Origin of the sequence: Massilia sp. 2TAF26, from assembly GCF_052115005.1 — a bacterium.
Classification (GTDB): domain Bacteria; phylum Pseudomonadota; class Gammaproteobacteria; order Burkholderiales; family Burkholderiaceae_D; genus Telluria.
In genome coordinates this window covers 193642-211047 of the sequence record NZ_JBFRFV010000003.1, presented here as the reverse complement: position 1 = coordinate 211047, position 17406 = coordinate 193642, and the positions used below count along the sequence as shown (strand labels likewise).

Sequence of the window (17406 nt, the reverse complement as noted above, 5' to 3'; positions counted from 1 at the left end):
AGAATAGGTTTTATTTTTTTATATTTGCCACGAGTCTGCTGAGCTTATTAACAACAAGCTATTGTGGAAAACCACAATTGTTCGCTCAGCAATAAAAGTATCACGTTATCGCATGAAAAACCCTTTTTCGATGCCGCGTCCCGTACCTGACGGCCCCTGGCGCTGGCTGGTGCCGGTGCTGCTGGTGCTGCTCTTCCTGCTGGTCCTGCTGTGGCTGCCCTGGCAGGCGCGCCAGATGGAGAGCAATGAGCGCCAGGAACAGCTGATCGCCGACACCCTCTGGGTCGAGCAGACCCTGCGCTTCGAACTGGCGCGCAGCGAGGAGGTGCTGGCGACCCTCGGCACCGACCTGGCCGCCGACAGCCCGCCCGCGCACGACGTGGTCGAGGCGCGCATGGCGCAGATGTTCAAGAACGGTCACGAACTGCGCCGCATCGCCTGGCTCGACGCCGGCGGCCGGCAGCTGGCCGTGCAAGGCGCCGAGCTGGCCCACGGCGCGCTGACCGCCTCCTCGCGCGATGCCCAGGAGATGGCGCGCAAGACGCATAACGGCCGCTATTCCGATCCGTATAGCCTCGGTCCGGCCAGGTACGGGCCAGATGCCGGCCTGGTCGACTACCACCTGCCGCTCTACCACGAAGGCAGGTTCGTCGGCAGCCTGGTCGCCACCTACGACTTGCAGACCCTGCTGGACGAGAACGTGCCCTGGTGGTTCGCCCAGGACAATTCGCTGTCCCTGCTCGACCGCGACGACCACGTGGTGGCCCACCGCGCCGCCGGCGGCCCCGGGCGCGGCGTCTACACCCACAAGCGCGCGCTCGACCTGCCCGGCGGCCAGATCGTGCTGGCCACCGACAGCGTCAAGGGCGCGCCCAGGCTGCTGCCCAACCTGCTGGTCGGCTCGGTGATCCTGCTGGCGCTGGGCCTGGTGCTGTCGCTGGCCGCGCTGTGGCGCCACATCGCGCGCACCATCGCCGCCGAGAACGCGCTGCGCCAGCAGATGGCCTTCCGCACGGCGATGGAAAACTCGCTGCTGACCGGCCTGCGCGCGCGCGACCTCGAAGGCCGCGTCACCTACGTCAATCCGGCCTTCTGCCGCATCGTCGGCCTGCCGGCCGGCGAACTGCTCGGCAGGACCCCGCCCATGCCCTACTGGGCGCCGGAGGAAACCGACGAGTACGAGGAGCGCTTCCGCAAGATCCTGGCCGGCCAGGCCACGCCGCAGTTCGAGACCGTGTTCCTGCGCCCCGACGGCACCCGGGTGCCGGTGCTGGTGTTCGAGGCGCCGCTGGTCGACAGCATTGGGCGCCACACCGGCTGGATGAGCTCCATCCTCGACATCACCGACCGCAAGCGCGCCGAGGAGCTGGCCCGCCAGCAGCAGGAAAAGCTGGAGACCAGCGCGCGCCTGGCGACCATGGGCGAGATCTCGTCGATGCTGGCACACGAGCTGAACCAGCCGCTGGCGGCGATCTCCAGCTACACCGCCGGCGCGCTCAACGTGCTGGGGCGCGCCAGCGACCATGCGGCCCCGCTGGATGCCGGCATGCTCAAACGCGCGCTGGAACAGGCGAATACCCAGGCGCGGCGCGCCGGCCAGATCATCCGCAGCGTGCACGAATTCGTGAAGAAGCGCGAGCCGCGCCGCGAGAGCGTGATGGTGCCGCAGGTGATCGAGGGCATCCGCGCCCTGGTCGAGCTGCAGGCGCGCCAGAGCTACGTGACCCTGCAGGTCGAAGTGCCGCCCGACCTGCCGCCGGTGCTGGCCGACCGCGTGCTGCTCGAGCAGGTGCTGCTGAACCTGACCCGCAACGCGATCGAGTCGATGCAGGACATCGACCGCGAGCGCCGCGTGCTGCGCATCGAGGCCGCGCGCATCGATACCGACGACCAGGGCCGGGTGGCGGTGTCGGTGATCGACAACGGCCACGGCATCCCCCCCGAAGTGGCCGAGCGCCTGTTCTCGCCCTTCTTCTCGACCAAGGCCGAGGGCATGGGCATGGGCCTGTCGATCTGCCGCACGGCGATCGAATTCCACGGCGGCACCCTCACCCACGCCGACAATCCCGGCGGCGGCACCGTGTTCACGTTCACCTTGCAGCAGGCGCAGGCTACAATGCCCACCTGAAGAGCAGGACTTAGGAAGGAGACTCCATGCTGCACATCGTCGACGACGAAGACGTCATCCGCGACGCCCTCGAATGGCTGGCGCAATCGCGCGGGCTGGCCGCGCGCGGCTATGCCGGCGGCCAGGCCTTTCTCGACGCCCTCGACGCCCAGTCCGGTCTTGATGCCGCCACCGGTAGCGGGACCGCCGGGGATGGCGAATGCGTGCTGCTGGACGTGCGCATGCCGGGCATGAACGGCATCGCCGTGTTCGACCAGCTGGTCGCGCGCGGCCTGCTGGCGCGCCTGCCGGTGATCTTCCTGACCGGCCATGGCGACGTGCCGATGGCCGTCGATTCGCTCAAGCGCGGCGCCTTCGACTTCTTCGAAAAACCCTTCAACGACAACCAGCTGATGGACCGCGTCGACGAAGCCCTGGCCAAATCGCGCCAGGCCGCCGCCTCCAGCGCGGTGCGCGAACGCCTGTCCACGCTGTCGGCGCGCGAACGCGAAGTGCTCGACCTGATCCTGGCCGGGAACATGAACAAGGTCGTGGCCGACAAGCTGGGCATCAGCATGCGCACGGTGGAAGTGCACCGCGCCCACATCTTCGACAAGATGCAGGTCAAGACGGCGGTCGAGCTGGCCGGCCTGTTGAAATAAAACTTCCTTCGCTTTTCGTTCCGGAACCCCGCGCACGGCAGGTTTCGCGCCCTGCTTTTCGGAAGTTCGCTTGTAAAATCAAGCTGAACACGCCATGGTCAAACTGACCATGTGAATATTTTCTTAGGGAACGCAGATGAGCGAAAAGACAATTGCAGACAAAATGTTCTTGAGGAACGCGAAATCGATGCTGATCCTGAACGGGAACGTGCATCCCGGCATGGTGTCGCAGATGCCGCCCGACCTGATCAAGGACGACCAGGACAAGGTGGATGTGGTGTTGCTGTTCGCGATGAACCGCAAGGAACTCGAACAATACTTCCCCACCGCGAAGGAGCGCATGGGCGAGAAGGGATCGCTGTGGGTGGCCTATCTGAAGCAGACCGCGTCGAAGGCCACTGATATCAATCGCGACTCAATCAACGCTTATGCGAAGGAAAACGGTATCACAGGCGTGGCGATGATCTCGATCGACGGCGACTGGTCGGCACTGCGCTTGAAGCGCATCGAGATTTAAAGCAGACTCAGGCTGCGTGACGGGCTAATGCCCAGGCGACATGCTCGCGCACCAGCGCCGACGGATGCTCCAGCCGGGCCCGCAGCGCGGCCACGATGCGCGGGTCGCCCTTGGCCCCGGCCTCAGCGGCAGCGTTCCCCATGCCTACCGCCAGATTACGCAGCCAGCGCTCATGCCCGATCCGGCGGATCGGGCTGCCCTCCATGCGGCGATTGAACTCTTCTTCTTCCCAGCCGAACAATTCCACCAGCCCGGCGGCGCCCAGGCCGTTGCGCTCGTCGAAATCCGGCAGCACGGCGCGTCGGGCGAACTTGTTCCACGGGCAGACCAGCTGGCAATCGTCGCAACCGTAGATGCGGTTGCCGATCAAGGGCCGCAGGTCTTCCGGAATGCTGCCCTTCAGTTCGATCGTCAGGTAGGAGATGCAGCGCCGCGCATCGAGGCGGCCCGGCCCCAGGATCGCGCCGGTCGGGCAGGCGGCGATGCAGGCTTCGCACTGGCCGCAATGGGCGCCGGTGGCATCGTCGACGGGCAGCGGCAGGTCGACCAGGATCTCGCCGATGAAGAAGGTCGAACCGGCCTCGCGCGACAGCAGCAGCGTGTGCTTGCCGCGCCAGCCCAGCCCCGCCTTTTCCGCCAGCGGCAATTCCATCACCGGCGCCGAATCCGTGAACACGCGGAAGCCGTACTCGCCGGCCAGGCCGCGCACGCGTTCGGCCAGTTGCTGCAGGCGGTTGCGCAGCACCTTGTGGTAGTCGCGTCCGCGGGCGTAGACGGAGACCACGGCGGCGCCCGGATCCTGCTGGCGCAGGCGTTCCCGGGCGCGCCAGTCGGCGTCCGCGCTGTTGCCACCCGAGATGGGCAGGTAGTCCATGCGGGCGACGATCGCGCGCACCGTGCCCGGCACCAGTTCCGCCGGCCGGGCGCGCTTCATGCCGTGGCTTGCCATATAATCCATCTCGCCATGGTGGCCGGCGTCCAGCCAGGCTTGCAGCCCTGCCTCGTGGCGCGCCAGGTCGACGTCCGTGATGCGCACGTCGGCAAAGCCCAGTTCCACGCCCCACGCCTTGATGGCGCGTGCGAGTTCGTTCAGGTCAGGCTGGGATGGGGACATGGCGGGACGGACACTGGCTGGTTGGTACGACAAACCCGATATTCTATTCGATGCAGCATTCATTCAACGCTTATCTTCCGGACGAAGCCGCCACCCAGGCCCTGGGCGGCGCCCTCGCGCGCGCACTGCGCCCCGGCCTCGTGATCTACCTGCACGGCGACCTCGGCGCCGGCAAGACGGCCCTCACGCGCGCCCTGCTGCACGCGGCCGGCCACAAGGGCGCGGTCAAGAGCCCGACCTATACGCTGTCCGAGCCCTACCGGATCGCGCTCGACGGCCAGGCCGTCAACCTGATCCACTACGACCTGTACCGCATGTCGAGCCCGGAAGAATTCCTCGATGCGGGCTTCCGCGAAGACTTCGACGGCAGGAACATCTGCGTCGTCGAATGGCCAGAAAAAGGCGAGCCGGTGTTGCCCCCGCCCGACGTCCGGGTGTTGCTTACGGTCAGCGGCCACGGCCGTGCTGTAGAATTGCAGGCGTTGTCTGAATTGGGCCTGCTATGCCTCGAACGCCTGCACTACCCCCCGACTCCCTGATCCCCGGTTCCCCGAAGCGCCGCGCGGTGCTGAAGGCCGGCGGCACGCTGCTGCTGTCCGTACTCGCTCCGCTGCCGGCGTCGGCCGCGCAGATCATGGCCGTGCGTGTCTGGCCGGCCGACGAGTACACCCGCGTCACGCTGGAAAACGACGGCGAGCTGAATGCCTCCCACTTCATGCTGGCCGATCCGCCGCGCCTGGTGGTCGACATCGACGGCCTGGCGCTCAACGAGACGCTGAAAAGCCTGGTCGCCAAGATCGAATCGAACGACCCCTACATCAAGCAGGTGCGGGTCGCCCAGAACCGCCCGAACGTGGTGCGCCTGGTGTTCGATCTCAAGGAAGAGGTCAAGCCCCAGGTGTTCACCATGGCCCCGGTGGGCGGCTACCGCCATCGCCTGATCTTCGACCTGTATCCGGTGCATCCGGTCGATCCCTTGTCCGCCATGATCGCCAGGGAGAACTGGTCCGAGGGCGGCGCGCGCGCCACCGAAGTGCCCGCGGCGACGCCGGCGCCGGCGCAGCAGCCGGGCGCGCCGACGGTCGGCCAGGCCGGCCCCGACGCCATCGCCAGGCTGGAAGCCGACGCCGCCCGCGCCGGCAGCACCCCGGCCCAGCCGCAGCCGACCGCACCGCAGGCCCAGCCCCAGCCGCAAGCGCCGACACAGGGCAAGAACGCGCCCGCCGGCAAGGTGATGCGGATGGTGACCATCGCCCTCGATCCCGGCCATGGCGGCGAGGATCCGGGCGCCACCGGCGCCACCGGCGTGCATGAAAAGGACATCGTGCTGGCGATCGCCAAGCGCCTGAAGGGCAAGCTGGAAGAGCTGCCGAACACGCGCGTGATGCTGACCCGCGACGCCGACTTCTTCGTGCCGCTGGGCCAGCGCGTGGAAAAGGCGAGGAAGGTGCAGGCCGACCTGTTCGTCTCGATCCACGCGGACGCCTTCATCCAGCCCTCCGCGCGCGGCTCCTCGGTCTTCGTGCTGTCGGAAAAAGGCGCGAGCTCGAGCGCGGCGCGCTGGCTGGCGGCCGACCAGAACAAGGCCGACCTGATCGGCGGCGTGAACCTCGGCACCCACGACAAGCAGCTTGCCAGCGTGCTGTTCGACCTGTCGACCACGGCGCAGATCAACGACAGCATGAAGCTCGGCAAGGCCGTGCTGAGCGAGATCGGCGGCATCAACCGCCTGCACAAGGGTTCGGTCGAGCAGGCCGGCTTCGCCGTGCTGAAGGCCCCGGACATCCCCTCGATCCTGGTCGAAACCGCCTTCATCTCGAACCCGGAAGAGGAAGCGCGGCTGAAGGACGACGCCTACCAGAACCAGCTCGCCGACGCGATCACGAAAGGCATCAAGCGCTACTTCGCGTACAATCCGCCGCTGGCGAAGAGCCGAATGACCTGATCTCAGCCTGGAGGGTTTTGACGTGAGCGTTACTACTACTCAATTCGGGCAACTGCCCGCCCTGCTGCTGCGCGCGCCGGACGGCGCCGAAGCCACCATCACCCTGTACGGCGCCCACCTGGTGTCCTGGAGGCCAGCGCACAGCGCTGGCCGCGAAGGGCAGCCCGGCGAAGCCGGGCCGGAGCGCATGTTCATGAGCAGCCTGTCCGCGCTCGACGGCAGCCGCGCCATCCGCGGCGGCGTGCCGGTGATCTTTCCGCAATTCGCAGAACGCGGCGAAGGCATGCGCCACGGCTTCGCCCGCGTCAGCACCTGGCGCGTGCTCGACAGCGGCGAGCAGGACGGCGCCGCGTTTGCCCTGCTGGGCCTGAACCAGGACGACCTGTCGCCGCAGGCTTCGAGCGCCTGGGCCTATGCCTTCGAGCTGGCGCTGCGGGTGAGCGTGCAAGGCGCCAGCCTGGCGCTGACGCTCGAAGTGCGCAACACCGGCACCCACCCGTTCTCCTTCTCCAGCGCCCTGCACACCTACCACCTGGTCGAGGACGTCGAAGCCGTGCGCATCGACGGCGTGCAGGCCGAGACCCTGGCCCTGACCGACAAGCTGGACCAGGTGTTCGAGCGCATCGCCGGGGCGATCACCTTCGACAACGGCGCCGACAAGCTGCTCTTGCAGCAGAGCGGCTTCACCGATGCGGTGGTGTGGAATCCGGGCGCGGCCGATGCCGCCGCGCTGTCCGACCTCGAAGACGAGGAGTACCGGCGCTTCGTCTGCATCGAACCGGCCCTGCTCCAGCCGCAGACCCTGGAACCGGGCGGCAGCTGGAAGGGCGAATACCGGGTGGGGCCGGCTATTTCCTGACGCGCTCGAAGCTCAGCTGGTCGATCATCCGCCACGGCTTGTCGCCGGCGTGGACTTCATAGGCCATGTGGAAGCTGTCGTTCGATTTGCGCTCGAACACGAAGCGCTCCTCGCGCAGGGGCTCGCTTGATATCGTGCGGACGAACACCACCTTGCCGTCCTGCCAGCCCTCGCTGGCGAACGTGCGCGCGCCGCCGCCGTTGTCGTTGACGGTCATGACCAGCTTGCGCGAGCCGCTCTCGATGCCCCACAGGCCGAGCGCCTTGTAGCTGTTCGGCGCGCGGTCGGTGTGGCGGTACTGCAACCACTGGCCGTCCAGTTCGGGCGTGAAGCTGACCTCGGCCTCGATCGGGCGGCCGGAGGCGAAGGCGCCCTTGCCGCTCCATTCGCCGCCGAAGAAGGCGGCCATCTCGGCGGGCACGCGGGTCGGCGCGGCAGGGGTCTGGGAAAAGGCGGGAATGGCGGCGCAGGCGAACAGCGCCGCCGCCAGGATGCGGGCAGTCAGGGTCATGGCGAGGAGCTTAGTTGGATTCCTTGATCATCCGGCCCGAGGTCGACTGCACCGGGCGCGCATTCAGCGGATACAGGCGCGAGAACAGCGCCATCTGGGCCGGCGAGGCCTGGCGCGGCTGCTTGAACACCAGCCACAGCACGCCTTCGGTGCAGGGCGGCTCGGTGAGCGAACCCATGTAAGTGAAGTATTCACGCTTTTCAGGCAGCGCATCCTTCGGGTCGATCACGATCGAGGGCGATACGACCTCGTTCTTTTCGAGCGGCAGGTTGTCCCAGATGGTCTGCACCAGGCTGTGCGGCTGGCCGCGTTCGAGCAGCACGGCGATGATCGCGATCTTGCCGTCATAGCTCTTGTGCACCAGGTGCATGACCATTTCCGTGCCCTTGCCGTTGATGCGCTCTTCCGACGGACGGTGGAAGTGGAACTGCTGCAGCTCGTAGGTCTGGTTGCCGACCGTGATGAAATTGCCGCCGCCGACCGTCACCTGGACGGTGTGGCCGTTGTTCACCTCGTTGAAGGAGGACGGGTGGTAGTCGAAACCGATCTGCTCTAGGTTGACCTTGATGCCATCGCGCAGGTCGATCGGCGACTGGCGGTTGCCGGTGCCGCACTTGGCCCAGTCGACATTGATCTTGGACCAGTTGGCCGGGCCGAGTTCGCCCTCGTAGGACCAGACGGTGCCATGCTTGGGCGCGGCGGCCAGGATCGCAGCCGCGGCGGCGGCCTTCTCTTCCTCGCGGCGCCTGGCGTCGGCGGCCTTTTTTGCGCGTGAGGCCGCGCTGGCGCGGGCCTGCTGGCGTTCGCGCAGCTCGGCCAGGCGCTCGGCGATCTTGGCCGAGAGGGCGACTTCGGCGGCTTCTTCATCCTGTGGGGCGGGTGCGGCCTTCTTGGCCGGTGCCTCTTTCTTGCCCGGCAAGGGTTCCTTGGCCGCGTCCTTGGCCATCTGTTCCTTGGTCGGCATCGAGGCCGACGCCGGCTTCGACACGGAGGCCGCCAGTCTGGCTGCCGCGGCGGGGGCAGGATCGTTCGCGCTTGCGCTCAGGACGACGCAGCTGCAAGCGAACAGGGCGATCAGGTTACGCATGGGATTCCAGTAGTGTTGCTGTCCCATGCTTTATCGGCGCGGGCAAGGGTAAACTTGAGCGCCGTAAACACACAGCGCGCCGTCGAAGCGGCGCGCTGCAGGAATGACAAGGTGCGCTTTCAGCGGCTGAGCATGCGGCGCCCGAACTTGTAGATGCCGCCCAGGGCCAGCGGCACCACGGCGGCGCCGACACCGATCAGCACGATGGCGGTCAGGTGATCGCGCACGATGGGAATGTTGCCGAAGAAGTAACCGGCGGTCACGAGACCGGCCACCCACAGGACGGCGCCGGTGATGTTGAACATCTGGAAACGCGCATGCGTCATCTCCGAAATGCCGGCCACGAAGGGAGCGAAGGTCCGCACCACCGGCACGAAGCGCGCCAGGATGATGGTCTTGCCGCCGTGCCTTTCGAAGAAATCGTGGGTGCGCTGCAGCGCATCCTTGTTCAGCCAGCGGTAATCATGGGTGAAGACGCGGTGACCGATGGCCCCGCCGATGTAATAGTTCAGGGTATTCCCGGTAACGGCGGCAATGATCAGCAGCGCCATCAACAGCGGATAACTCATCTCGCCGGTGGCGCAGAAGGCGCCGGCGATGAACAGCAGGGTGTCGCCCGGGAAGAAGAACAGCACCACGAGACCGGTCTCGCAGAACACGATCGCGAACAGGACCGCATAGACATACACACCGTACTGGGCCAGCAGGGTGCCCAAGGTCTTATCGACGTGCAGAAGCATGCCGAAGAGTTGCATCAGATCCATAATCATCCTAAATGGTAGCGCCGAATCATACCATCAGACCGTCTTCAAAAAATGGCCCCGGGGTCAAGATCATGGAGAGAATTTGTACTTTCCGGATTACAATCGTTCGAATAAGAATGACAAGGAGAGAACAATGGCTTACCGGAAGCTTCACCACGCCGTGCTGCTCGGGATTGCAGCCTTGATGGCAACGGGCGCAGGCGCCGCCGACAAGAAGGCGGAGAAGGAACTGCCGCCCAAACCCAGCGTCGGCGACGTCCTGAAAGGCTCGACACCGGGCGACTGGCGCCCGCTCGACCCCGACAACACGCTCTATATGGAGCTGCCGGGCGGCCGCGTGGTAATCGAACTGGCGCCGGACTTCGCCCCCAACCACGTCAGGAACATCAAGGCGCTGGCGCGCGAACACTATTACGACGGCCTGGCCATCATCCGCTCGCAGGACAACTTCGTCGTGCAATGGGGCGATCCGCACGAAGACGATGAGCAGGTGCGCAAGGTAAAGAGCGCGCAGAAAACCCTACCGGCCGAATTCACCGTGCCGCTGGCAAACGACCGTCACTTCGTCCGCATGCGCGACATCGACGGCTTCGCGCCCCAGATCGGCCATTCGGGCGGCTTCCCGGTCGGCCGCGATCCGAAGGCGGGCCGCACCTGGCTGGCCCATTGCTACTCCATGGTCGGCGTCGCCCGCGGCAACGAGTCCGACAGCGGCGGCGGCACCAGCCTCTACGTCGTCACCGGCCAGGCGCCGCGCCAGCTCGACCGCAACATCACCGTGGTCGGCCGGGTGGTATCGGGCATGCCGCTGCTGTCGACCCTGCCGCGCGGCCCGGCGCCGATGGGCTTCTACGAGCAGCCGGGGCAGCAGCTGCCGATCGGCGCGGTGAAGGTCGCCGCCGACGTCCCGGAAGCCGCACGCAGCCGCCTCGAAGTGATGCGCACCGACAGCGCCACCTACCAGTCCGTCCTCGAAGCCCAACGCAACCGCGGCGGCCCCTGGACCAAGTACACACCGAACTACCTCGACCTCTGCAACGCCCAAATCCCGGTACGCGAGCAAAAATAAATTCGGGGTCAGAGCACATTACCGCTGAAATTCGGGGTCAGAGCACTTTTTTGGGCAATGGTTAGAAGGTAACTCAACCGGCCAGTTTCCCTCTGCGGCACGACGGTGGCGCTACTTGAACCGGGCCGATCAGCCGTCCGGCGAAATGTGCTCTGACCCCGAATTTGCAGAAAAATGTGCTCTGACCCCGAATTTTGGAAAAATCGGACAGCCATGCTTTGCCATGTGGCGGCGAGCTATAATTTGTGAATGAACGCCCCGGCCCCCACCCACCGCCCCATCCAGCAGCTTCCTGACCAGCTCATCTCGCAGATCGCCGCCGGCGAGGTCGTCGAGCGGCCCTCGGCCGTGGTCAAGGAATTGCTGGAGAACGCACTCGATGCCGGCGCCACCCAGGTCACGATCCGTCTCGAGGAAGGCGGCGTCAAGCGCATCGCCATCACCGACAACGGCCGCGGCATTCCGCCGGAAGAGCTGCCGCTCGCACTGGCCCGCCACGCGACCTCGAAGATCGCCTCGCTGACCGACCTCGAAAACGTCAACACCCTCGGCTTCCGCGGCGAGGCGCTGGCCTCGATCGCCTCGGTGGCGGCGGTCAGCATCACCTCGCGCACGCCGAACGCGCCCCACGCCTGGGAGATCGTCGGCTCGCACCAGGGCACGGTCTCGCCCTCGTCCGGCGCCTTCGGTACCACGATCGACGTGCAGGACCTGTACTTCAACACGCCGGCGCGCCGCAAGTTCCTGAAATCCGACCAGACCGAGTACGGCCACTGCGCCGAAGTCGTGCGCCGCATCGCGCTGGCCCGTCCGGACGTCTCGTTCAGCCTGACCCACAACGGCCGCACCATCGACCACTGGAACGTCAGCGAGCCCGCCAAGCGCAGCGCCCAGATCCTCGGCAACGACTTCGCCGAGGCCAGGTTGCAGCTCGACGAAGCCGCCGGTCCGCTGCGCCTGCACGGCTACGTCGGCCTGCCGACCGCCTCCAAGGCGCGCGCCGACGGCCAGTTCTTCTACGTGAACGGCCGCTTCGTGCGCGACAAGCTGCTGGTCCACGCGGTGAAGGCCGCCTACCAGGACGTGCTGCACGGCGACCGCTTCCCCAGCTACGTGCTGTCGCTGGAGCTGGACCCCGCCATGGTCGACGTCAACGTGCACCCCTCGAAGATCGAGGTGCGCTTCCGCGACAGCCGCGCCGTCCACCAGTTCGTGTTCCACGCGGTGCAGCGCGCGCTCGCCCAGACCTCGGCCACGGCCCACGGCAACGCACCGGCGCCGGTCAGCGCGGCCGAGATCGCGCCCTCGGGCGCGTCCTGGGGTGGCGGCTTCGGGCGGGATTCCGGAATCAGCGGCACCCCGGCCTGGCGCCGCCCGCACGAGCAGACCTCGTTCGGCTCGCAGCTCACGCCCACGTCGCCGTATGCCTCGACCTTCTCGCCCTCGCCCCACCCGGCCGGCAGCCGCTGGGATGCCCAGCCTTCCGGCGCCGGCGTGGCCCAGCGCACCGAAAGCTACGGCGCCCTGTTCGCCGGCGTGAAGGACGCCGATGCCGCGCAGGCCAAGCCCGCACCGTCCGGCTTCGAAATACCGCTGCCCGCCACCACCGCACCGGCACACGACGACGACTTCCCGCTCGGCTTCGCCCTGGCCCAGCTGCACGGCATCTACATCCTCGCCCAGAACCGCAAGGGCCTGGTACTGGTCGACATGCACGCGGCCCACGAGCGCATCCTCTACGAGCAGCTGAAGAATGCCCTCGACGCCCAGGCCGGCGGCGAACAGATGCAGGTGCAGCAGATGCTGATCCCGGTGACCTTCTTCGCCGACGCCGTCGAAGTCGGCACCGCCGAAGAAAACCGCGAGACGCTGCAGGCGCTCGGCTTCGACATCACGGCGGTCTCGCCGACCACGCTGGCAGTGCGCGCCGTACCGACCCTGCTGAAGAACGCCGATGCGCAGACGCTGGCCCGCGACGTGCTGCGCGACGTACGCGAATACGGCGGCTCGCGCGTGCTGATCGAGCGCCGCAACGAGCTGCTCGGCACCCTCGCCTGCCATACCGCGGTGCGCGCCAACCGCATCCTGTCGGTGCAGGAGATGAACGCCCTGCTGCGCCAGATGGAAGCGACCGAACGCGCCGACCAGTGCAACCACGGCCGCCCGACCTGGGTGCAGCTCGAGATCTCCGCACTGGACAAGCTGTTCCTGCGCGGCCAGTAATAGCCTCGTTATTTATGAATATGAATCACAAACCGATGGCAGTCGCCATCATGGGCCCGACCGCGTCCGGCAAGACCGCCGCCGCGCTCAGCATCGCCAGGGAGATGCCGGTCGAGATCATCTCGGTCGACTCGGCCCTGGTCTATCGCGAGATGGACATCGGCACCGCCAAGCCGAGCCCCGAAGAACTGGCCAGCGTGCCGCACCACCTCATCGACATCATCGACCCGCTCGAGTCCTACTCCGTCATGCAGTTCCGCGATGACGCGATCCGGCTGGTGGCCGGGATCCAGGCGCGCGGCAAGCTGCCGCTGCTGGTCGGCGGCACGATGATGTACTTTAAAGGGCTGGTCGACGGCCTCGACGACCTGCCGACCGCCGATGCCGAGGTCCGCGCCCGCATCGATGAGGAAGCCGCGCGCATCGGCTGGCCCGGCATGCACGCCAGGCTGCGCGAACTCGATCCGGCCACGGCCGACCGCCTGGCGCCGAACGACGCCCAGCGCATCAACCGCGCGCTGGAGATCATCGAACTGTCCGGCAAGCCGATGTCCGAACTGCTGGCCAGGCGCGAGAAGACCGAGCTGCCCTTCGAACTGCTCTCGTTCGCGCTGGAGCCGTCCGACCGCGCGGTGCTGCACAAGCGCATCGCACAGCGCTTCGACCAGATGCTGGGCAGCCGCGACGACGAAGGCATCGTGGCCGAAGTGGCAAGGCTGCGCGCCCGCGGCGACCTGGACCTGAGCTTGCCGTCGATGCGCTGCGTCGGCTACCGGCAGAGCTGGGAATACCTCGACGGCCAGTACGACCGCGCACAACTGCGCGAGAACGGCATCGTCGCCACCCGCCAGCTGGCCAAGCGCCAGCTGACCTGGCTACGTTCGATGCCGGAGCGGATCGTGGTCGATTGTCTGGCGAAAGATGCAACGGCCCAGGTTCTGGGCGTGCTGGACAAGCACATTCGAAGCGCGTAACCTTGACAGTCTTGTGTGCGGACGGCATAATGCCCTCCGCTTTGGTGATATAGCTCAGCTGGTTAGAGCACAGCACTCATAATGCTGGGGTCGGTGGTTCAAGTCCACCTATCACCACCAGATTTCAAGCGAGATGGCTTGGCTCCTCAAAGGCTAGGCCATTTTGTTTTTAGTACCGTTTTAGATGGTGATATAGCTCAGCTGGTTAGAGCACAGCACTCATAATGCTGGGGTCGGTGGTTCAAGTCCACCTATCACCACCACATATAAGCCGCAAAAAGCCCAGCTCGTTGAGCTGGGCTTTTTTGCATTTCTGGGCCATATTTTGTTCTACAGAAGCACGAAAATGCCAACTAAAACTGCTGAAGGCGCCTCATAATTTCTTTACTTTTCGGAAACTTCGGTGTTAGACTATAGTTACAATAATGAAAAATCTAACAATGAATAATATTATCTTCCCGAGTATTGAGGCGACATTCACAGGATTGTCAGCTGCATTTGCTATTGTTGCGTTAGTAATTGCAACTATTTTTGTTTTCTTTAGATCTACTATTACGACTTCTGTAAAGTTGCTTGGTAGCATAATGGTCTTGGCTCTAGCATTTGCCGCACACAATGCTGCTGTTTATGCATTAGGAATCTTCATTATCGCGACTTTGGTAACTGATCTTGATTTTCTGGAGAAACTTGCAGCAATTTTTTGGAACCGAGATAAATATTGGGAATACCGTCTAGGGACAGCTTCTCCAGCCCAAGTGGCAGCGAAAGTTGCTACAGAAGCTCAGCAAGAAATTGTCGAAGAAGTCGATAATAACGGTGATTTAAAATCAGAACCCGAAACTGTGATAGTTGAGGAATCCGCAAAAAAAGAAGTAAATGTTAAATCATCAGTAAGCGATCAAAATACAGCGATTGCCGAACGCACTGATCAACCATTAAGTTTCTCCACACAGGAACAAACTGCATCAGCAGCAACGCAAAGTTATCGAACAAAAATCAATGAAACAATCGTAAAGGCATTTGCATTTGAACAATCCGCACAGCAAGCTTTGAGATTAATTTCTCACGAACTTGAAATAAAATCATTACATCCTAATGCAGTGATCTCAACACCTGATGGGCCAGTGGAAATTGACGCCATCATAGAAACCTTAAATGGGGATCTTGTCGTTGAAATAAAACACTCTAAGCGTCCACATATTTTGCTGAATGTAGTTTCGGCCTTGCGCCGCGCAACTCAAGCATATGACGCTTATGGAAAGCAGAGAGGCGTAACAAGAAAGATAATACCGGTAGCCATTCTCCCGACACTTGGTATCCAAGGGGAATGCAAGCGTGATCAAATTCTCATTCTCAGACTTGATCCCGAAACAAAGAGATTTACAAATCTTGAAGAGTTTAAGTTAGCACTACACAACTACCATTGAATTAGAGGTACAAAGTCGTCGCTTCTCACGAATCGACGACTTTTTCTTTGTTCACTGACCTTCCGGCCCAAGAGCGTGAATCCACCGCACCTCCGCCGTATCAACTTCTTCAGCATTGAAACCACCAACTCGGCGGTCTGGTCAAAATCCCTCCGGCTCAAAATCCCGTTATGCGCATGTGTATACCGTACCGGTACCACCAGATTCACGGTCGGCACCCCGCCATTGCTCTTCTGGATCTCGGCCGAATCGTCGCCATAGTCCTGCACCAAATCAAGCGGCAGCTTGCGCTCAGCCGCAGTCTGCTTCACGAAGGCGGTCAGCTTCCGATTTGTCAGCGCCGACGAGTCGTACAGGAAGATGCCCGGCCCGGCGCCTAGCTTCACCTACGTCTCTTCCGGCTTGCCGTGATGCGGCGGACCATGCCGCCCAGCTCGTCCATGTGGGCGTCGACCATGATTTTTCGGCCCTCCAGAACCTGGGGTGGCGATGATCGGGCCCATGCCGTCGTAAGTGAGCGAGCTGGCCAGCGGTTTCATCATCCCCACCAGCACGGCCCATACCGCCCCTCGAAGCTTGGCGGCCCGCGGCGGCGTCGAGCTTTTGCAGGGTTTCGGCGGTAAGATCAAGGGCGGAAGCGGCAATGGCGCGAAAGGAAGCCGCCAGCAGCGCGATGGTGGCGGTAATGCGACGGGTGGTGTTCACTTGGAATTCTCGTTATCGTTGTGTTGGCGGGCGGCGCCCCATGCTGTCGAGCATGCCAATAAAATGCCAGCCTTGCGCAAACATTCACGGAGCACCCCGATGACCGACCACACCGCCGAACCGACCCGCCGCGAAGCCGCCGCCCGCCAGGCCATCAAGAACGGCTTCGACATGGAAGACGAGGATTCCGGCGTCGCCATGTTCGTCGCCTTTCACCTAGAAGAGCTCCCGCCCGGATACTGGCAGGAGAAGATGGGAACAAGCCGCCCGGATCCCGCCGCCGTGCTCGACATCCTCGAGCTGCGCGGCTACTCAGGCGAAGACGACGACATGGAATACTTCGATTTCACCCTGCCGGGCAAGGTGACCGACTACGTCATCAGCGTGCGCTTCGACGCCAAAGGCAAGGTCGACGAGATCTCGATGGAGAGCTAGGCCATCGCCGAAGGCTGGCTGAAATGCTCAACCAGAAAATCAATGAACACCCTGCTCCGCGCCGCCTGATTCCGCCGGTTCAGGTAATACACGAACAGATCCGCCGACGGCAGCCGGTACGCCGGCAGCACGATCTTCAGCCGTCCACTCTCCACATAGCGCGCCAGGTCCCACTCCGAGCGCACCAGGATGCCGTGCCCGTCCAGCGCCCAGCCCAGCACGATGTCGCCGTCGTTGCTCGACAGCGCGCCATGCACCTTCACCACCTCGCTGTGCTCCTCTCCCTCGCCTGAATAGAAGCGCCAGACGCCGTGCGCCTCGTCGTTCTGGCGGTGCACGATGCAGCGGTGCCGCGTCAGGTCGCCCAGGCACGCCGGCACGCCATGCCGCTGCAGGTACAGGGGCGAGGCGCACAGGAAGCGCCGGTTGCTCATCACGCAGCGCGCGTTCAGGCGTTTATCCGGCAGCGCGCCGAAGCGGATCGCCAGGTCGTAGCCGCTCTCGACCAGGTCGACCGGACGGTCGGTCACTTCCATCTGCACCTCGACCTGCGGGTAGCGCTTCGCGAATTCGGAGACGATCGGTGCGATCGTGGTGCGGCCGAAGCCCAGGGTCGCGTTCACGCGCAGCAGGCCCTTGGGCGCCGCGCGGCCGCTCGACACCGCATCCTCCATCTCGCGAATGCTGGCGAGGATGCGGCCCGCGTGCGCCAGGTAGGTCTCGCCTTCGCTGGTCAGGCTGATGCGGCGCGTGGTGCGGTTCACCAGGCGCACGCCGAGCCGCGCCTCCAGCTGGGCCAGGCGCTTGGTGGCCGCGGGCGGCGTCAGGTCGAGGGCGCGCGCGGCCGCGGCCAGGCTGCCGTGGCGCGCCACCAGCGTGAAGAATTCCATGTCGGCCGTGTGGTCGGGTTTCATCCGGCATTCACCTCAAGTTAATAATCAATTCGACGCGGGGAAATTATAGACGGGGAGGCAGGGGCTAAGCTGGGGACTTCATTGACACCCACG

At 64.3% G+C, this 17406-nt stretch carries 18 protein-coding genes and 2 tRNA genes; 13 read left to right on the top strand and 7 right to left on the bottom strand.

The genetic code is table 11. The annotated features are described in order from the left end of the window. Positions 1-112 precede the first annotated feature (112 nt). The 3 genes from AB4Z32_RS04630 (at position 113) to AB4Z32_RS04620 (ending at position 3286) form a co-directional block, all read left to right on the top strand. Complete coding sequence (locus AB4Z32_RS04630; RefSeq protein ID WP_441934740.1) at positions 113-2128, top strand: sensor histidine kinase; 2016 nt, start codon at positions 113-115, stop codon at positions 2126-2128. Between the two features lie 26 nt (positions 2129-2154). Further along, on the top strand, positions 2155-2769 hold the full coding sequence (locus tag AB4Z32_RS04625) for a response regulator transcription factor (protein WP_441934739.1): 615 nt from the start codon (positions 2155-2157) through the stop codon (positions 2767-2769). Positions 2770-2956: 187 nt separating this feature from the next. Beyond that, positions 2957-3286 (top strand): DUF3052 family protein, encoded by a 330-nt coding sequence (locus AB4Z32_RS04620; RefSeq protein WP_441934738.1) that lies wholly within the window; start codon positions 2957-2959, stop codon positions 3284-3286. Between the two features lie 7 nt (positions 3287-3293). Here the strand turns inward: AB4Z32_RS04620 and queG are convergent, their stop codons facing one another. Continuing rightward, complete coding sequence (queG, locus tag AB4Z32_RS04615; RefSeq protein WP_441934737.1) at positions 3294-4400, bottom strand: tRNA epoxyqueuosine(34) reductase QueG; 1107 nt, start codon at positions 4398-4400, stop codon at positions 3294-3296. A 50-nt stretch (positions 4401-4450) separates the two neighbouring features. On the opposite strand from queG, the gene tsaE reads away from it, so the two are divergent. The 3 genes from tsaE to AB4Z32_RS04600 are packed head-to-tail and all read left to right on the top strand — an operon-like array spanning position 4451 to position 7204. Beyond that, positions 4451-4939 carry a tRNA (adenosine(37)-N6)-threonylcarbamoyltransferase complex ATPase subunit type 1 TsaE gene (gene tsaE / locus AB4Z32_RS04610; RefSeq protein WP_441934736.1) on the top strand — a complete coding sequence of 163 codons (489 nt, stop codon included), beginning with the start codon at positions 4451-4453 and terminating at the stop codon, positions 4937-4939. Beyond that, the gene (locus tag AB4Z32_RS04605; RefSeq protein ID WP_441934735.1) at positions 4903-6345 is read left to right on the top strand and encodes an N-acetylmuramoyl-L-alanine amidase; all 1443 of its coding nucleotides are present in this window, start codon (positions 4903-4905) and stop codon (positions 6343-6345) included. Before tsaE ends, AB4Z32_RS04605 begins: the two co-directional genes overlap by 37 nt. 22 nt (positions 6346-6367) lie before the next feature. Next, positions 6368-7204 (top strand): D-hexose-6-phosphate mutarotase, encoded by an 837-nt coding sequence (locus tag AB4Z32_RS04600; RefSeq protein WP_441934734.1) that lies wholly within the window; start codon positions 6368-6370, stop codon positions 7202-7204. Here the strand turns inward: AB4Z32_RS04600 and AB4Z32_RS04595 are convergent. The 3 genes from AB4Z32_RS04595 to AB4Z32_RS04585 all read right to left on the bottom strand — a co-directional run bounded on the left by AB4Z32_RS04595 (position 7194) and on the right by AB4Z32_RS04585 (position 9566). After that, a complete protein-coding gene (locus AB4Z32_RS04595) occupies positions 7194-7715 on the bottom strand; it encodes a hypothetical protein (RefSeq protein WP_441934733.1) in 522 nt (173 codons plus the stop codon). The two genes, AB4Z32_RS04600 and AB4Z32_RS04595, sit on opposite strands and share 11 nt — an antisense overlap. A 10-nt stretch (positions 7716-7725) precedes the next feature. Beyond that, positions 7726-8802: a carbonic anhydrase gene (locus tag AB4Z32_RS04590; RefSeq protein WP_441934732.1), complete on the bottom strand. Its 1077-nt coding sequence runs from the start codon at positions 8800-8802 to the stop codon at positions 7726-7728. Positions 8803-8921: 119 nt separating this feature from the next. Then, the gene (locus AB4Z32_RS04585) at positions 8922-9566 is read right to left on the bottom strand and encodes a VTT domain-containing protein (protein ID WP_441934731.1); all 645 of its coding nucleotides are present in this window, start codon (positions 9564-9566) and stop codon (positions 8922-8924) included. A 133-nt stretch (positions 9567-9699) separates the two neighbouring features. Here AB4Z32_RS04585 and AB4Z32_RS04580 point away from each other — a divergent pair, with 133 nt between their 5' ends. The 6 genes from AB4Z32_RS04580 to AB4Z32_RS04555 all read left to right on the top strand — a co-directional run bounded on the left by AB4Z32_RS04580 (position 9700) and on the right by AB4Z32_RS04555 (position 15259). Next, entirely contained in the window at positions 9700-10635 is a 936-nt protein-coding gene (locus AB4Z32_RS04580) for a peptidylprolyl isomerase (RefSeq protein ID WP_441934730.1), read from the top strand. A 249-nt stretch (positions 10636-10884) separates the two neighbouring features. Beyond that, a complete protein-coding gene (gene mutL / locus AB4Z32_RS04575) occupies positions 10885-12858 on the top strand; it encodes a DNA mismatch repair endonuclease MutL (protein ID WP_441934729.1) in 1974 nt (657 codons plus the stop codon). A gap of 20 nt (positions 12859-12878) precedes the next feature. Then, positions 12879-13832, top strand: a complete 954-nt coding sequence (gene miaA, locus AB4Z32_RS04570; RefSeq protein WP_441934728.1) for a tRNA (adenosine(37)-N6)-dimethylallyltransferase MiaA — start codon at positions 12879-12881, stop codon at positions 13830-13832. A gap of 43 nt (positions 13833-13875) precedes the next feature. Next, positions 13876-13952 (top strand) — tRNA-Met (locus AB4Z32_RS04565). 66 nt (positions 13953-14018) lie between these two features. Then, a tRNA-Met gene (locus AB4Z32_RS04560) sits at positions 14019-14095 on the top strand. A 177-nt stretch (positions 14096-14272) separates the two neighbouring features. Continuing rightward, complete coding sequence (locus AB4Z32_RS04555) at positions 14273-15259, top strand: hypothetical protein (protein ID WP_441934727.1); 987 nt, start codon at positions 14273-14275, stop codon at positions 15257-15259. Here AB4Z32_RS04555 and AB4Z32_RS04550 read toward each other — a convergent pair. Both AB4Z32_RS04550 and AB4Z32_RS04545 read right to left on the bottom strand, forming a co-directional pair. Next, on the bottom strand, positions 15250-15645 hold the full coding sequence (locus AB4Z32_RS04550) for a hypothetical protein (RefSeq protein ID WP_441934726.1): 396 nt from the start codon (positions 15643-15645) through the stop codon (positions 15250-15252). The genes AB4Z32_RS04555 and AB4Z32_RS04550 overlap by 10 nt on opposite strands. Then, positions 15642-15734 carry a hypothetical protein gene (locus tag AB4Z32_RS04545; RefSeq protein WP_441934841.1) on the bottom strand — a complete coding sequence of 31 codons (93 nt, stop codon included), beginning with the start codon at positions 15732-15734 and terminating at the stop codon, positions 15642-15644. The genes AB4Z32_RS04550 and AB4Z32_RS04545 overlap by 4 nt, the downstream gene beginning before the upstream one ends. Before the next feature lie 329 nt (positions 15735-16063). On the opposite strand from AB4Z32_RS04545, the gene AB4Z32_RS04540 reads away from it, so the two are divergent. After that, positions 16064-16399 carry a DUF2004 domain-containing protein gene (locus AB4Z32_RS04540; RefSeq protein ID WP_441934725.1) on the top strand — a complete coding sequence of 112 codons (336 nt, stop codon included), beginning with the start codon at positions 16064-16066 and terminating at the stop codon, positions 16397-16399. Here AB4Z32_RS04540 and AB4Z32_RS04535 read toward each other — a convergent pair. Beyond that, positions 16396-17313 carry a LysR substrate-binding domain-containing protein gene (locus tag AB4Z32_RS04535; RefSeq protein WP_441934724.1) on the bottom strand — a complete coding sequence of 306 codons (918 nt, stop codon included), beginning with the start codon at positions 17311-17313 and terminating at the stop codon, positions 16396-16398. The two genes, AB4Z32_RS04540 and AB4Z32_RS04535, sit on opposite strands and share 4 nt — an antisense overlap. Between the last annotated feature and the right edge of the window lie 93 nt (positions 17314-17406).

What these genes read in the sequence shown, in the direction of transcription:
- AB4Z32_RS04630 (WP_441934740.1), top strand. Translation starts at nt 113, where the DNA reads ATGAAAAACCCTTTTTCGATGCCGCGTCCCGTACCTGACGGCCCCTGG.
- AB4Z32_RS04625 (WP_441934739.1), top strand. Translation starts at nt 2,155, where the DNA reads ATGCTGCACATCGTCGACGACGAAGACGTCATCCGCGACGCCCTCGAA.
- AB4Z32_RS04620 (WP_441934738.1), top strand. Translation starts at nt 2,957, where the DNA reads ATGCTGATCCTGAACGGGAACGTGCATCCCGGCATGGTGTCGCAGATG.
- queG (WP_441934737.1), bottom strand. Translation starts at nt 4,400, where the DNA reads ATGTCCCCATCCCAGCCTGACCTGAACGAACTCGCACGCGCCATCAAG.
- tsaE (WP_441934736.1), top strand. Translation starts at nt 4,451, where the DNA reads ATGCAGCATTCATTCAACGCTTATCTTCCGGACGAAGCCGCCACCCAG.
- AB4Z32_RS04605 (WP_441934735.1), top strand. Translation starts at nt 4,903, where the DNA reads ATGCCTCGAACGCCTGCACTACCCCCCGACTCCCTGATCCCCGGTTCC.
- AB4Z32_RS04595 (WP_441934733.1), bottom strand. Translation starts at nt 7,715, where the DNA reads ATGACCCTGACTGCCCGCATCCTGGCGGCGGCGCTGTTCGCCTGCGCC.
- AB4Z32_RS04590 (WP_441934732.1), bottom strand. Translation starts at nt 8,802, where the DNA reads ATGCGTAACCTGATCGCCCTGTTCGCTTGCAGCTGCGTCGTCCTGAGC.
- AB4Z32_RS04585 (WP_441934731.1), bottom strand. Translation starts at nt 9,566, where the DNA reads ATGGATCTGATGCAACTCTTCGGCATGCTTCTGCACGTCGATAAGACC.
- AB4Z32_RS04580 (WP_441934730.1), top strand. Translation starts at nt 9,700, where the DNA reads ATGGCTTACCGGAAGCTTCACCACGCCGTGCTGCTCGGGATTGCAGCC.
- mutL (WP_441934729.1), top strand. Translation starts at nt 10,885, where the DNA reads ATGAACGCCCCGGCCCCCACCCACCGCCCCATCCAGCAGCTTCCTGAC.
- miaA (WP_441934728.1), top strand. Translation starts at nt 12,879, where the DNA reads ATGAATCACAAACCGATGGCAGTCGCCATCATGGGCCCGACCGCGTCC.
- AB4Z32_RS04555 (WP_441934727.1), top strand. Translation starts at nt 14,273, where the DNA reads ATGAATAATATTATCTTCCCGAGTATTGAGGCGACATTCACAGGATTG.
- AB4Z32_RS04540 (WP_441934725.1), top strand. Translation starts at nt 16,064, where the DNA reads ATGACCGACCACACCGCCGAACCGACCCGCCGCGAAGCCGCCGCCCGC.
- AB4Z32_RS04535 (WP_441934724.1), bottom strand. Translation starts at nt 17,313, where the DNA reads ATGAAACCCGACCACACGGCCGACATGGAATTCTTCACGCTGGTGGCG.